The sequence below is a fragment of the Sphingomonas sp. KRR8 genome (assembly GCF_023559245.1).
GTDB lineage: Bacteria > Pseudomonadota > Alphaproteobacteria > Sphingomonadales > Sphingomonadaceae > Sphingomicrobium.
The window spans coordinates 895,328-909,972 of record NZ_CP097462.1 but is presented as its reverse complement, the minus strand read 5'-3'; the positions used below and the strand labels follow the sequence as shown (position 1 = coordinate 909,972).

Sequence of the window (14,645 nt, the reverse complement as noted above, 5' to 3'; positions counted from 1 at the left end):
ACTTCGCGAGCGAGCATCCGGGGGATGCTCGCGTAGCGAAGTTCCAAGGGCGTCCGAAGGGCGGCCGCGGACGGAGCAATACCAGAAGCGTCCGGACACGGACCCACCAGAAGATTCAATAGGATAGCGACCAAGTCATGCAGAGCGTTGAGACCCTGAACGAAGGCCTGAAGCGGGCGTACAAGCTGACGATCACCGCCCAGGAGATCGACGCCAAGGTCGACTCCGAGGTCAAGCGGCTCGCCCCGACCATCCGCATGCCGGGCTTCCGTCCCGGCAAGGTGCCCGCCAACCTCATCCGCAAGATGCATGGCGAGGCGCTTCAGGGTCAGGCGCTGGAGACCGCCGTTCAGGAAAGCGTGCAGCAGTTGCTGAACGACAATCAGCTGCGCCCGGCGATGCAGCCGCAGGTCGAACTCGCCGATGGCTATGAGCCGGGCAAGGACGCCGAGGTCACGGTGAACCTAGAGACCCTGCCGCAGGTCCCGGCCCCGCAAATCGACGGGCTCAAGCTCGAGCGGCTGACGCTCGAGGCCGACGAGACTCAGGTCGACGCGCAGCTCCAGCAGCTCGCCTCGGGCCAGAAGAGCTGGACTGACGCGGGCGCCAAGAAGAAGGCGGCGAGCGGCGACCAGGTCGTCATCGATTTCGTCGGCAAGGTCGACGGCGTCGCCTTCGAGGGCGGCACGGGCACCGACATGGCGGTCGAGATCGGCTCGGGCAGCCTGATCCCCGGCTTCGAGGACCAGTTGGTCGGCGTAAAGGTTGGCGATTCCAAGACCCTCAACGTGACCTTCCCGGCCGATTATCCGGCCGAGAACCTCAAGGGTCAGGCCGCGACCTTCGACGTTGTCGTCAAGGCAGTGAAGACCGCCACTGAAGTCGAGCTCAACGACGAGTTCGCCAAGAACCTCGGCCTGCAGGATCTCGAGCAGCTCAAGGGCTTGCTGCGCGACCAGCAGACTCAGGAGCTGAACGGCCTCACCCGGACCCACATGAAGCGCCGCCTGCTCGACCAGCTGGCGGACACCCACAGCTTCGAGGTGCCGCCGTCGATGGTCGACGCCGAATATCAGAACATTCTCCAGCAGCTCGAGCATGAGGCCAGCCACGAGGCCGATCCCGAGACCGCCAAGGCCGAGATCGAGAAGGACAAGGACGATTATCGCAAGATCGCCGAGCGCCGGGTCCGCCTCGGCCTCCTGCTGAGCGAGATCGGCCAGGCCAACGGCGTGGACGTAACGCAGCAGGAAATGCAGCGCATCATGATGCAGGCGGCGCAGCAGTATGAGCCGGCCGAGCGCGAGCGTTTCTTCCAGTTCGTCCAGCAGAATCCGATGGCCGCCGCCCAGCTGCGCGCGCCGCTCTACGAAGACAAGGTCGTCGACTTCCTCTTCTCCAAGGCGGAAATCACCGATCGTCCCTCGACCCGCGCCGAGGTCGAAGCCGACCTCGAAAGCGAGGAAGGCCATGTCCACGGTCCGAATTGTGGCCACGACCAGGCCCACTCGGCCGCTCCGGCCAAGCCCAAGAAGGGCAAGAAGGCGGCTGCCAGCACTGACGCTGCCGAAGCCGTGGTCGCTGACACCGCGCCGGTCGCCGCCGATGAGGCCGCTGAAGCGGTGAAGCCGAAGAAGCCCAAGCCGGCCAAGCCCGCCAAGGGCGCCGTCGAAGCCGAACCGGCCACTCCGCAGCCGGCTGAGCCCGTCAAGGACGGCGCTGGCAAGAAGCCAGCCGCCAAGAAGACCAAGAAGGCCGAAGCCTGACCGGTCTGATTGCAGCGGGAGCAGGACAGGCGGTGACCGCTCAGGCGCGCATCGCCGTCCTGCTGCCCTGCTACAATGAGGAAGCGGCGATCGCGCAGACGGTCGCCGGCTTCCGCGCCGCGCTGCCGGACGCCACCGTCTACGTTTACGACAATAACAGCACCGATCGCACGCTGGAGGTGGCTCGCGCAGCGGGCGCCGTGGTCCGGGTCGAGCGCCAGCAGGGCAAGGGACATGTCGTGCGCCGGATGTTCGCCGACATCGACGCCGACGTCTATGTCATGGCCGACGGCGACCTCACCTACGATCCGACCTCCGCTCCGGCCATGGTCACGCAATTGCTGGCCGAGCAGCTCGACATGGTCGTCGGCACCCGTCAGCATGAAGTGAGCGATGCCTATCGCGGCGGCCATGTTCTCGGGAACAGGCTGTTCACCGGCCTGCTGTCCGGCCTGTTCGGGCGCAGCTTTACCGACATTTTCAGCGGCTACCGCGTCTTCTCCCGCCGCTTCGTGAAGAGCTTTCCGGTGCTGTCCTCCGGCTTCGAGATCGAGACCGAGATGAGCGTCCACGCGTTGGAGCTGCGGATGCCGGTGGGCGAGGTCATCACCCGCTACGGCGCCCGGCCCGAAGGCTCGGCCTCCAAGCTCTCGACCTATTCGGACGGCTGGCGGATCCTGCGGACCATCGGAACTCTCTACCGGGTCGAGCGCCCCACGCTGTTTTACGGCGCGATCGGCGCCGTGCTGCTCGCCACCGCGCTCGTCCTCGCGGTACCGCTGGTCACCACTTATCTGCACACCGGGCTGGTGCCGCGTTTCCCGACCGCGATCCTCATCACCGGCATGGTGATCATCGCCGTTCTCTGCTTTTTCGCCGGCCTGATCCTCGACACCGTCACCCGCGGCCGGCGCGAGGTCCGGCGGCTCGCTTACCTCGGCCAGCCCGCGCCCACGCAATTGTAACGGAAAAGCAACAACGAAGCGAAGAGTGGCGGTGACGTCACAAAAGCACTGTGAAGCGCGCTTGCAACAGTTCAATATCTCCCGGGGCCGAAAGATCGGCGAGCATTCGGGGGGTACCAGATGAACCGACGCGAGATCCAGCTGCGCGCGAGTTGCGCCGCTTTCGTGATTGCCAGCACCTGCATGGCCACTGCTGCCACTGCCGCTGTTGCGCAGCCAACCGTTCCGCCGGGATCGGCGGCGGCGGAGGCGACCGCACCCGGCCAGGAAATCGTGGTCACGGGCTCCCGCATCCGACGCGATCCGCTAGCGCAGGATTCACCGGTCGTCACCCTCGATCAGGAATCGCTCGCCAAGACCGGCCTTTCCGCGGTCGCCGACGTCCTGCAGCGACTGCCGAGTGCGGCCGGCGGCCTCAACTCCAAGGTCAACAATTCCGGTAACCTCGGCAACCCGCCTGACGGCGGCGGTGTCGGCGCTGGTTCGGCCGAGATCGACCTGCGCTATCTCGGCGCCAAGCGCACCCTGGTGCTCGTCGACGGCCTGCGCTTCGTCAACGCGACCAGCGCCAGCGGCATCCCCGCCACCGTCGACCTCAACACCATTCCGGCCAACATGATCGACCGGATCGAGGTTCTGCAGGCCGGCGCGTCACCGCTCTACGGCTCGGACGCGATCGCGGGCGTGGTCAACGTCATCACCGTCTCGCAGCAGAAAGGCCTGCGCCTGTCCGCGCAATATGGCCAGTTCCTCAAATATGGCGACGGCAAGACGCAGGATTACCAGGCCAGCTGGGGCAATGGCAGCAGCGGGCCGGTTCAGCTCGCGGTGGGCGGCGCCTTCGTGAAGCAGGAGGCCGTTCGCTCGGCCAACCGCTCCATCTCGCAATTCCCTAATCCGGGCCAGACCAGCTGCTCCAACGGCGGCGGCGGGTGCAGCAGCGCGGCGCTCAACGGCCGGTTCGACACGCGCGGAAGCGCGGGACCCCAGCCGGGCCTGCCGTTCGGCAACTTCACCATCAGCAATCCGCCGGACAACACGCCGACCTTGGCGGAACTGCGGCCGTTCACCACGGCCGACCGGTTCAACTTCGCACCGTTCCAGTACATACTGACGCCCAGCAAGCGTTACGGCGCCTGGATCAGCGCCAAGTCGGAGATCTTCCCGGCCACGCACTTCCGCCTGCGCGCCAGCTGGAATCGCCGCAACTCGCAGAATCAGGCGGCGTTCGAACCGCTGTTCATCGGGCCGGACGCGGGCAACGGCGCGGGCAGCCTGTTCGACACCTTGTCGGTCGATGCCACTAACCCGTTCAATCCGTTCGGAGCCACGCTGGAATCCGGCCTTAATGCGAACGGAACGCCTAACGGTCGTACCCCAACCTACAGCTTCATCGCCCGCCGCCTGGTCGAGGCCGGGCAGCGGACCTTCAACCAGCGGGTCAACACCTACTCGGTCAACGCCACGATTGACGGCAAGGTGCCGCTGTTCGGTCACGACTGGTTCTGGGACGTGAACGCCATCTACGGCCTCAACAAGGCCCGGCAGTCGTTCACCGGCAACGTCCGCGCCGACCGCGTGGCACAGGCAATCGGTCCCATCGCGAACTGCACGGGCGCGTGCGTTCCACTGAACCTGTTCGGCGGCGCCGGCTCAATCACCCCCGCCATGCTCAACTGGATTGCGTTCACCGAACATGATCGCAGCCAGCAGAAGCTCGCCGGCGTCACCGCGAACCTCACCGGCGACCTTGTCGAACTGCCGGCCGGACCGATCGGTGTCGCGCTTGGTGTCGAGCATCGCTACCAGAGCGCGTACTTCACGCCCGATCCCATCGTCTCGGCCGGCCTCGGCGCGGACATTCCGGCCCAGCCGGCGTCCGGCCACTACAACGTCGATGAAATCTACGGCGAAATGCGGGTGCCGATTCTGAAGGAGCAGCCGTTCGCCTACGCGCTCGAAGTGAACGGTGCGGTGCGCCATTCCAAATATTCGATCAGCGGCGGCGCCACCACCTACACGGTGACCGGCCTGTGGAAGCCGGTGCAGGACCTGCTCCTCCGCGGTGCCTACTCGACCGGCTTCCGGGCGCCGAGCCTGGGTGAACTGTTCGGCGGTCGGTCGCGCTTCGACCTTCCCGCCAACGACCCCTGCACCAGTGCGGCGGGCGGCCTGTTCCCGACCAACGCGACCGTCCGTGCCAACTGCATCGCCAATGGCGTCCCCTCCAACGGTAGCTATGCCGAGGATCAGGGCGGCCAGTTGCCGGTGATCACTCAGGGCAATCGCAACCTGCGTCCGGAGAAGTCGCGCAACTTCACCACCGGCGTCGTCTTCGCGCCGCAGTGGGCGCGCCGCAACGGCAGCAACTTCAACGTCGAGGTCAACTATTCGGACATCAAGCTGACCAACGCCATCGGCGCGGTCGATCCGAACGTGACGCTGAACAACTGCGCGCTGCTCGGCGATGCGGCCAGCTGTGCACTCGTAAAGCGCACGGCCAACGGCTTCATCAACGAGATCGACGGGACCCTCGGCAACCTCGACAGCATCCGGACCAAGTCGATCGACGCGACGCTGAACTACCGGTCGTCGCCGTCGTCGATTGGCCGCTTCGGCATCTCGGCCAACGCCAGCCACCTGCTGAAGTATGTGCTGACCGCGTCGAACGGCTTCGTCGTCATCGATCGCAAGGGAACGGAGCGGGGCAGCCCCGACCAGGCCTATCCGCGGTGGAAGGGCAATGCGACGCTCGACTGGTCGCTCGGCAACCTCGATGTCGCACTAACGGGTCGTTACATTGCCAGCGTGCGGGAAACCGACAACGGCAACAAGCTGAACAACCGGCTCTACACCGACGTGCAGGTGAGCTTTCTGCCGACGATGATCGACCGCCGGCTGGCGCTGACGGTTGGCGTCAACAACCTGTTCGACAAGGATCCGCCGGCCTGCTTCTCGTGCAGCGTCAACAACTACGATCCCACGACCTACGACGTGCCCGGCCGGTTCGGCTACGTTCGCCTGTCGTACAAGATGTAAGCGGCTCCGGCCGCTGACAGGGGAGGGGCGGCCGGCCACAAACCGGCTGCCCTTTTCGTTTCCGCGGTGGACCGACCCCCGCTTGAACTCATGCCTGAACCGCCCGATGTAGGCGGCACCACAATCAAGGACCGCGTCTTTCCCATGGATCATCAGGACATCGCCTCGGCTCTCGTGCCGATCGTCATCGAGCAGTCGAACCGGGGCGAGCGCAGCTTCGACATCTATTCGCGACTCTTGCGCGAACGCATCATCTTCATCACCGGCGCGGTCGAAGACCATATGTCCTCGCTGATCACCGCCCAGCTGCTCTTCCTCGAGTCCGAGAACCCGAAGAAGGACATCTTCATGTACATCAACTCGCCGGGCGGCGTGGTGACCGCGGGCCTCGCGATCCACGACACCATGCAGTACATCCGCCCGCGCGTCGGCACCGTCTGCATCGGCCAGGCCGCGTCCATGGGCAGCTTCCTGCTGGCCGCGGGCGAGCCGGGGATGCGCGTCGCGCTAACCAACAGCCGGATCATGATCCACCAGCCGTCGGGCGGCGCCCAGGGCATGGCCAGCGACATCGAGATCCAGGCCCGCGAGATCCTCCGCATGCGCACGCGCCTGAACTCGCTCTATGCCAAGTACACCGGCAAGCCGATCGAGGAGATCGAGCTGGCGATGGACCGCGACAAGTTCCTGGAGGCCGACGAGGCCAAGGAGTTTGGTCTTATCGACGCCGTTTTCGACAAGCGCCCCGAAAGCGGCGACTTCGAGGGCGCCGGTCTGACCCCGGGCGCGGGCACCGACACGCCGGCCTAAGCGGCACGTTCATCACGTGACATCGGGCGGGCGGGAGGCTTGTGCTTCCCGCCCGTTCTGTCATTGGACCGTCACCTTAGCGTCACTCGGACGCAGGCGGGTGGGGAGGGGATCATTCGTCAGATTGCAGCCTTGCCCTACCGCACGGGCGGAACCGGGCTGGACGCGCCGGTCAGCGTTCTGCTGGTCACCAGCCGCGAAAGCCGTCGCTGGGTGGTACCCAAGGGAAACCAGGGTACGGGCCTGACCCCGCACGCCGCCGCGGCGGCGGAGGCGGAGGAAGAGGCCGGGGTCCGCGGTGCCGTTTGCCCGATCCCGCTCGGCTCCTATCGTTATCGCAAGCGCCGCAAGACGGGCGCCAGCCTCTGGTTCGACGTTGACGTCTATCCGCTCAGCGTCAGCGAGGAACTGAGCGAATATAAGGAAGCGCATGAGCGGACCCGCCGCTGGTTCAGCCTGTCCGAGGCGGCCGGCGTGGTGGAGGAACCGGACCTCGCCGATCTCATCCGCTCGTTCAATGTCGCCGAATTCAACACGGCCGCCCGACGCAAGTCGCTGATCTCGATCATGGCCGAAAAATCAAAGGTGGGACCCATGTTTGCCTGGTTTCAGCGGTTGCTGCCCAAGACCGGCGGTTTCTTTGAACTGTTCGAAGCCCACGCCGAAAGCGTCTGCGGGGCTGCCAATGCGCTTGGCCGGTTGTTCAACGACGGCGCGCACCGGGCCGAACATATCCGCGAGATCAGTGAGCGGGAGCATGACGCGGACAATATCATCCGCGAGATGCTTCACACCGTCCGCCGGACCTTCCTCACCCCGTTCGATCGCGGCGCGATCACTTCGCTGATCAGCTCGATGGACAATGCCATCGACGAGATGCAGGCGGCCGCCAACGCCGTCGATCTTTATGACTTCTCGACTTTCGAGCCGGAGATGCGCGACATGGTCGCCATCATCATCGACTGCGGTCGGCTGATGTCCGAAGCGCTGCCGTTGCTGCGGAATGTCGGGCCCAACGGCGGGCGCCTGCACGAACTCACCGAGCGCCTGGTCCGCATGGAAGGTCACGCCGACGAGATCCATCGCGCCGGTCTTAAGGCCGCCTTCCAGCGGTTCGGCTCCACCGCCGATGGCGCCATGCAGTTCACGGTGCGCCGTGAAATCTACAAGCATCTCGAGCGGATCGTCGACGCCTTCGAGGACGTCGCGAACGAGATCGACGGCATCGTCATCGACAATGCCTGAGGCTCGGGCCTGATGCATCAGCTCGCACTACCGTTGCTCGTCGGCCTGATCGTGGTCGCGCTGGCGTTCGACTACCTCAACGGGCTCCACGACGCCGCCAATTCGATTGCGACGGTGGTCGCAACCAAGCTGCTCGGCCCGGTCCAGGCAGTCGCCTTCGCGGCCTTTTTCAACTTTGCCGCTTACTTCCTGACTCTGGCCTTCCCCGCGCTGCACAAGGTCGCGGACACGGTTGGCAAGGGCCTGATCGACAAGGACCTCGTCACCCCGTCGGTGGTCTTTTCCGCCCTTGTCGGCGCCATGTTCTGGAACGTCGTCACCTGGCTCAAGGGCATTCCTTCCTCGTCTAGCCACGCGCTGGTCGGCGGTCTGGTCGGCGCTGGCCTCGCCTCGGCCGGGCTTGGCACCATCCAGTGGAGCGGCGTCAGCAAGACGCTCGCCTTCATTCCGCTCGCCCCCTTGCTCGGGATGGCGATCGCGATGGTCGTCATGCTCATCTCCAGCTGGACCGCACGCCGTGCCTCGGTCCGCGGCGCCGACCGCTCCTTTCGCGCGCTGCACCTGGTCTCGGCGGCGGCCTATTCGCTCGGCCACGGTCTCAACGACGCGCAGAAGACGATGGGCATCATCACGGTCCTGCTATTCTCGACCGGCTATCTGTCGGGCGACTTCGCCGTCCCGCACTGGGTCGCGATCAGCTGCTATATCGCCATCGGCCTCGGCACGCTGACCGGCGGCTGGAAGATCATCGAGACCATGGGCAGCCGGATCACCAAGCTCGACCAGCATCAGGGCTTCGCCGCCTCGACGGGCGGATCGATCCTGCTGTTCGGCGCCAGCTGGCTTGGCATCCCGGTCTCGACCACCCACACCATCACTGGCTCGATCATCGGCGCGGGCGTTGCACGCCGGGCCAGCGCGGTGCGTTGGGGCGTGGCGCAGAATGTCGTGCTGGCCTGGCTGATCACCATTCCCGCCAGCGCCGGGGTCGCCGCCCTCATCTACGGGCTGACCACCTTCTTCTAGAGCCGGGGGGCGCTCCGCGGGCCCTGCTGGCAACGCCACCGCGCTCATCGAATGCGACCTCCTGTGCCACAAAGGGCCTTCAATATCTTGGCAGCGGATTGGCTTTGCTCAGGATGGTTCCAGCATTCTCAATCACTTGGCCTTGCGGGGGTGTGGCCTGTCGCCCATATCGGAGAGGAAGTTTTCGGGGGGCGAAACACGTTAAGCCTCCTGAGAGTTTGATAATGGTAGAAAGCGGGCTAGCATCGCCCGCCAGTGGTCGCTCGCGGGTGGCCCCAGACAAGGACGAATATGACGAAGCTTTCCGGCGGCGACAGCAAGAGCACCCTCTACTGCTCCTTCTGCGGCAAGTCGCAGCATGAGGTCAGGAAGCTGATCGCCGGGCCGACCGTGTTCATCTGCGATGAATGCGTCGAGCTGTGCAACGACATCATCCGCGAGGAGTCCAAGTCGGCGCTGGTCAAGACCCGCGACGGCGTGCCGAGCCCGGCGGAGATCTGCAAGGTGCTCGACGACTACGTCATCGGGCAGAGCCGGGCGAAGCGCGTGCTCTCGGTTGCGGTGCACAACCACTACAAGCGGCTCAACCACGGCGCCAAGGGCGGGCAGGACGTCGAGCTTGCCAAGTCGAACATCCTGCTGATCGGCCCGACCGGCTGCGGCAAGACGCTGCTGGCCCAGACGCTCGCCCGGATCCTTGATGTGCCGTTCACGATGGCCGACGCGACCACGCTGACCGAGGCCGGCTACGTCGGCGAGGACGTCGAGAACATCATCCTCAAGCTGCTCCAGGCTTCCGACTACAACGTCGAGAAGGCGCAGCGCGGGATCGTCTACATCGACGAGATCGACAAGATCAGCCGGAAGTCGGACAATCCCTCGATCACTCGCGACGTCTCCGGGGAGGGCGTGCAGCAGGCGCTGCTCAAGCTCATGGAAGGCACCACCGCCTCCGTTCCGCCGCAGGGTGGCCGCAAGCATCCACAGCAGGAATTCCTGCAGGTCGACACGACCAACATCCTGTTCATTGCCGGCGGCGCCTTCGCGGGTCTCGAGAAGATCATCGGCGACCGTCTGCAGGGCAAGTCGATCGGCTTCGGCGCCCACGTCGCCGGTCCCGATGAGCGCAAGACGGGCCAGGTGCTGAAGAATTGCGAGCCCGAGGATCTGCTGAAGTTCGGCCTCATCCCCGAGTTCATCGGCCGCCTGCCGGTCATTGCCACGCTCGAGGACCTCGACGAGACCGCGCTGGTCAAGATCCTGGTCGAGCCGAAGAACGCGCTGGTGAAGCAGTATGGCAAGCTGTTCGACATGGAAGATGTCGAGCTCGAGTTCACCGAAGACGCGCTGCACGCGGTCGCCCGCAAGGCGATCGATCGCAAGACGGGCGCCCGCGGCCTCCGCTCGATCCTTGAGGGCATTCTGCTCGACACCATGTTCGACCTGCCGACCATGGACGGGGTCGACGAAGTGCACGTCGACAAGGAAGTCGTCATGGGCACCAAGGAGCCCGTTCGCGTCTACACCGACAAGAAGAAGGACGACGCGGCGGCCTGACGCGCATGAGCTTCCCTGACCTCTTCTCGGGTCATGCGAAGCTCTATGCCGCCGCTCGGCCGACCTATCCGGAACGCACGATCGCTGAACTGGCCGGGCTCGCTCCCGGCCGGCAGTGCGCGTGGGATTGCGGCACGGGCAACGGCCAGGCGGCGCGGCTGCTCGCGGATCACTTCGACTCCGTCGTCGCGACCGATGCGAGTGCCGAGCAGATCGCCCAGGCGTCACCGCATGAGCGGGTTCGCTTCGCCGTTGAGGCGGCCGAAGATTGCTCGCTTGCCGACGCCAGCTGCGACCTCGTCCTCGCGGCGCAGTGCATCCACTGGTTCGACCTCGACAGGTTCTTCACCCAGGTCCGCCGCGTGCTGCGCCCCGGCGGCGTGCTTGCGGCGCTTGGCTACGGCTGGTCGTTCGTCGATCCAGAGGTGGACGAACTCATCGCGCGATCTTTCCTCAAGCCGCTCGAGCCTTACTGGGCGCCCGGCAACCGCCTCATCATGGATGCCTACCGGACCATTCCCTTTCCGGGAGAGGAAGTGCGGCTCAGCCCGGCCGCGATCCATCTGGCATGGACCGGCCGGCAGTATGCCGACCTCATCCGCAGCTGGTCGGCCACGCAGAAGTTGGGCGAGGCCGCTCTGTCCCGCGCCTTCGCCGATCTCGAAAGGCTTTGGCCGGTCGACCAGCAACGGCACGTCGTCATGCCCATCGTCAGCCGCGTCGCGCGGCTTTAAGCCGGGACTTTCTCCCGAACCGAGGTCTTTTCACCCGCCGCCGCGACCCGAGCCAGTCCGCGGCTGATCTGCAGCGCGCCGTTCAGCCGCGCCGACGCGCTGGGCCAATCGCGGCTGACCAGCAGCTTGCTGTCGGGCCTGAGTTTCGCCTGGCCCTTCAGCCGTTCCACATAGCCCAACAGGCCGGGCAGATCGGGGAAGCCGCTCGGCGCGAAGGTCACCACCGCCCCGCGCTGGCCGACGTCCAGCTTGGCGATGCACGCCTTGCGGCAGTTGATCTTGGTCTCGACCACCTGGAGCAGGTTGCCCGTCTCCTCCGGCAATGGCCCGAAGCGGTCGATCATCTCCGCCGCGAACTCCTCGACCTCGCGGCTGTCCTCCAGCTCGCCCAAGCGGCGGTACAGCCCCATGCGCAGGTCGAGGTCGGGGACATAGACCTCCGGGATCATGATCGCCGCGCCTTCGACGTTGATCTGCGGCGAGAAGTCCTCGCGCCGTTCGGTGGCGCCGCTCTTCACCTCCAGGATCGCCTCCTCCAGCATCGACTGGTAGAGTTCGAACCCGACTTCCTTGATGTGCCCCGATTGCTCGTCGCCAAGCAGGTTGCCCGCCCCGCGAATGTCGAGGTCGTGGCTGGCCAGCTGGAAGCCCGCGCCGAGGCTGTCGAGATTGGCCAGCACCTGCAGCCTTTTCTCGGCCGTCTCGGTGATCTGCCGGTCGGGCGGGGTGGTGAAATAGGCATAGGCGCGGATCTTCGACCGCCCGACGCGTCCGCGCAGCTGGTACAATTGCGCCAGCCCGAACCGGTCCGCCCGATGGATGATCAGCGTATTTGCACTCGGAATATCCAGACCGCTTTCCACGATCGTGGTCGACAGCAGCACGTCGTACTTGCGGTCGTAAAAGGCGCTCATCTTCTCTTCGACCTCGGTCGGGCTCATCTGCCCGTGCGCGGTCACCGCCTTTACTTCAGGCACTTCCTCGCGCAGCCAATCCTCGATGTCGGGCAGGTCCGCCACACGCGGCACCACGAAATAGGTCTGCCCGCCACGGTAGTGTTCACGAAGCAGCGCCTCGCGCACGACCACCGGGTCCCACGGCGTGACATAGGTCCGCACCGCCAGCCGGTCGACCGGCGGCGTCTGAATCACCGACAGCTCGCGCAGCCCGCTCATCGCCATCTGCAGCGTGCGCGGGATCGGTGTCGCGGTCAGCGTCAGCACATGCACGTCGGCCCGCAGCTCCTTCAGCCGCTCCTTGTGGGTCACCCCGAAACGCTGTTCCTCGTCGACGATGACCAGACCCAGCTTCTTGAACTTGATGCCCTTGGCCAGGATGGCGTGCGTGCCGATCACGATGTCGACCTGGCCGGTCTCCAGCCCTTCCTTGGTCTTCTTGGCTTCCGCCGCCGGAACCAGCCGGCTCAGCCGCCCCACCTCGATCGGGAAGCCTTTGAAGCGCTCGACGAAGTTGGTGTAATGCTGGCGCGCAAGCAGCGTCGTCGGGCAGACCAGCGCCACCTGCTGCCCAGCCATGGCGGCCACGAACGCGGCCCGCAGCGCCACTTCCGTCTTGCCGAAGCCGACGTCGCCGCAGACCAGCCGGTCCATCGGCTTGCCAGCGCCAAGATCGTCGATCACGTCGCCGATTGCGCGCTCCTGATCCTCGGTTTCCTCATAGGGGAAGCGGTCGACAAAGGCGGGGTAGGCGCTGTCCGGCTCGGCCACCACTCCCTGCCGCGTTGCCCTAAGCGCTGCCACCTTGATGAGGTCGCCCGCGATCTCGCGGATGCGCTCCTTCATCCGCGCCTTGCGCCGCTGCCACGCCTCACCGCCCAGCCGGTCGAGCGTCACGCCCTCGCTTTCCGAGCCATAGCGGGACAGCACGTCGATATTCTCGACCGGCACGTACAGCTTGTTGCCGCCGGCATATTCCAGCGCCACGCAATCGTGCGGGGAGGTGCCGACCGGAATGCGCGTCAGCCCTTCGTAGCGGCCGATGCCATGCTCCATGTGCACGACCAGGTCGCCAGGCGTGAGCGTCGCCAGCTCGGACAGGAACGCATCGGCGCTCTTCTTGCGCTTGCGCCGCCGGACCAGCCGGTCGCCCAGCATGTCCTGCTCGGTCAGCACCGCCACGTCCGGTGTGGTGAAGCCGTGGTCCAGCGGCAGGACGATCAGCGTCGCGTCGCGGCTTCCGCCCAGCGCCTCCTGCCAGCCCGCCGCGCCCTTCAGCCCGGTCAGCCCATGGTCCTTGAGCAGCCCGGCCAGCCGCTCGCGCGCACCGCCCGTGTAGCTGGCCATCACCACCTTGTGGCCGCTCCGTCGCAGCGCCTTGGCGTGGGCGACCACCGCCTCGTAGATATTCTCGTTCTGCGCCCGCTCCGGCGCGAAATCGCGTGCGGGGGTCACCCCGAAGTCGAGGATCGACTTGGACTCGGGCTCGGGGAAGGGCGAGGTGCGGTGCACCGGCCGCTCTGCCAGCAGGCCGTCATATTCCTTGCGGGCAAGGTACAGCGCGGACGGGGGCAGGGGGCGGTAGCTGCCCGGCTCCGCCACCATCGCCCGCTCACGATTGCTGAAATAGTCCTGGATCGAGTCGTAGCGCCCATCGACCGCGCCGTCGGTGCCGCCATCCCGAACGATGATGTCGTCGTCGCTCAAATGATCGAACAGCGTCGCCAGCTTCTCTTCGAACAGCGGCAGCCAATGCTCCATTCCCGCCAGCCGCCGCCCGTCGCTGATCGCCTGGTAGAGCGGGTCACCCGTCGCATTGGCCCCGAACTTCTCGCGATAGCCGGCGCGGAAGCGCTTGATGCTCTCCTCGTCCAGCAGCGCTTCGGACGCCGGCATCAGCGTGAACCCCTCGGCCGGGCCGGTCGTCCGCTGGTCGGCCGGGTCGAACGCCCGCATCGTCTCGATCTCGTCGCCGAAGAAGTCGAGGCGGATGGCGTGGTTCTGGCCCGCGGGGAACAGGTCGATCAGCCCGCCGCGAACCGCGAAGTCGCCCGCGTCGGCCACCGAATCGGCCCGCTGGTAGCCATTGGCGCTCAGCAGGCTGATCAGCTTGTCACGGTCGATCCGCTCGCCGGGCGCCAGCCGCTTGGTCAGCTGCCGGATGCGGAACGGCGTCAATGTCCGCTGGGTCACGGCATTGGCCGTGGCGATCAGCAGCTGCGGCCCGGTGCGGCTCGCCTGAAGCGCCTGCAGCGCCGCCAGCCGCTCGGCCATCACCCGCAGGGAAGGGGAGGCGCGATCGTAGGGCAGGCAGTCCCACGCCGGGTAGGTCACCACCTGCAGCTCCGGCGCGAACACCGGTGCCGTTTCGCTCAGCGATCTCAGCGCGGCCTCATCGGGAACGATCACCACCGCACGGCCGCCCTTGCCGGTGCCATGAGCGGCGCGCGCCAGGTCGGCCGCAAGCCAGGGCAGGAAGCCGGCCGGCACCCCCGCCAGGGTCAGCGCCTCGCGCGCGGAAAGGATCTGGTTCAGGTCAGGCACTGG

The 14,645-nt window shown here is 66.1% G+C and carries 9 protein-coding genes; 8 read left to right on the top strand and 1 reads right to left on the bottom strand.

Translation table 11 applies throughout. The annotated features are described in order from the left end of the window. Positions 1-137: 137 nt before the first annotated feature. The 8 genes from tig (at position 138) to M8312_RS04520 (ending at position 11,142) form a co-directional block, all read left to right on the top strand. Positions 138-1,766 (top strand): trigger factor, encoded by a 1,629-nt coding sequence (gene tig, locus M8312_RS04555; protein ID WP_250119199.1) that lies wholly within the window; start codon positions 138-140, stop codon positions 1,764-1,766. Between the two features lie 32 nt (positions 1,767-1,798). Next, positions 1,799-2,731, top strand: a complete 933-nt coding sequence (locus M8312_RS04550) for a glycosyltransferase family 2 protein (RefSeq protein ID WP_250119198.1) — start codon at positions 1,799-1,801, stop codon at positions 2,729-2,731. A gap of 120 nt (positions 2,732-2,851) precedes the next feature. Next, positions 2,852-5,770: a TonB-dependent receptor domain-containing protein gene (locus M8312_RS04545; protein ID WP_250119197.1), complete on the top strand. Its 2,919-nt coding sequence runs from the start codon at positions 2,852-2,854 to the stop codon at positions 5,768-5,770. 144 nt (positions 5,771-5,914) lie between these two features. Beyond that, the gene (locus tag M8312_RS04540; RefSeq protein ID WP_250119196.1) at positions 5,915-6,580 is read left to right on the top strand and encodes an ATP-dependent Clp protease proteolytic subunit; all 666 of its coding nucleotides are present in this window, start codon (positions 5,915-5,917) and stop codon (positions 6,578-6,580) included. Positions 6,581-6,694: 114 nt separating this feature from the next. Further along, positions 6,695-7,825, top strand: coding sequence for a DUF47 family protein (locus M8312_RS04535; protein WP_250119700.1), 1,131 nt, complete (start codon positions 6,695-6,697; stop codon positions 7,823-7,825). Positions 7,826-7,837: 12 nt separating this feature from the next. Beyond that, a complete protein-coding gene (locus tag M8312_RS04530; RefSeq protein ID WP_250119195.1) occupies positions 7,838-8,851 on the top strand; it encodes an inorganic phosphate transporter in 1,014 nt (337 codons plus the stop codon). 291 nt (positions 8,852-9,142) lie between these two features. Beyond that, a complete protein-coding gene (gene clpX, locus M8312_RS04525) occupies positions 9,143-10,408 on the top strand; it encodes an ATP-dependent Clp protease ATP-binding subunit ClpX (RefSeq protein ID WP_250119194.1) in 1,266 nt (421 codons plus the stop codon). A gap of 5 nt (positions 10,409-10,413) precedes the next feature. Continuing rightward, positions 10,414-11,142, top strand: coding sequence for a class I SAM-dependent methyltransferase (locus M8312_RS04520; protein ID WP_250119193.1), 729 nt, complete (start codon positions 10,414-10,416; stop codon positions 11,140-11,142). Here the strand turns inward: M8312_RS04520 and mfd are convergent. Beyond that, complete coding sequence (gene mfd / locus M8312_RS04515; RefSeq protein ID WP_250119192.1) at positions 11,139-14,642, bottom strand: transcription-repair coupling factor; 3,504 nt, start codon at positions 14,640-14,642, stop codon at positions 11,139-11,141. The two genes, M8312_RS04520 and mfd, sit on opposite strands and share 4 nt — an antisense overlap. Between the last annotated feature and the right edge of the window lie 3 nt (positions 14,643-14,645).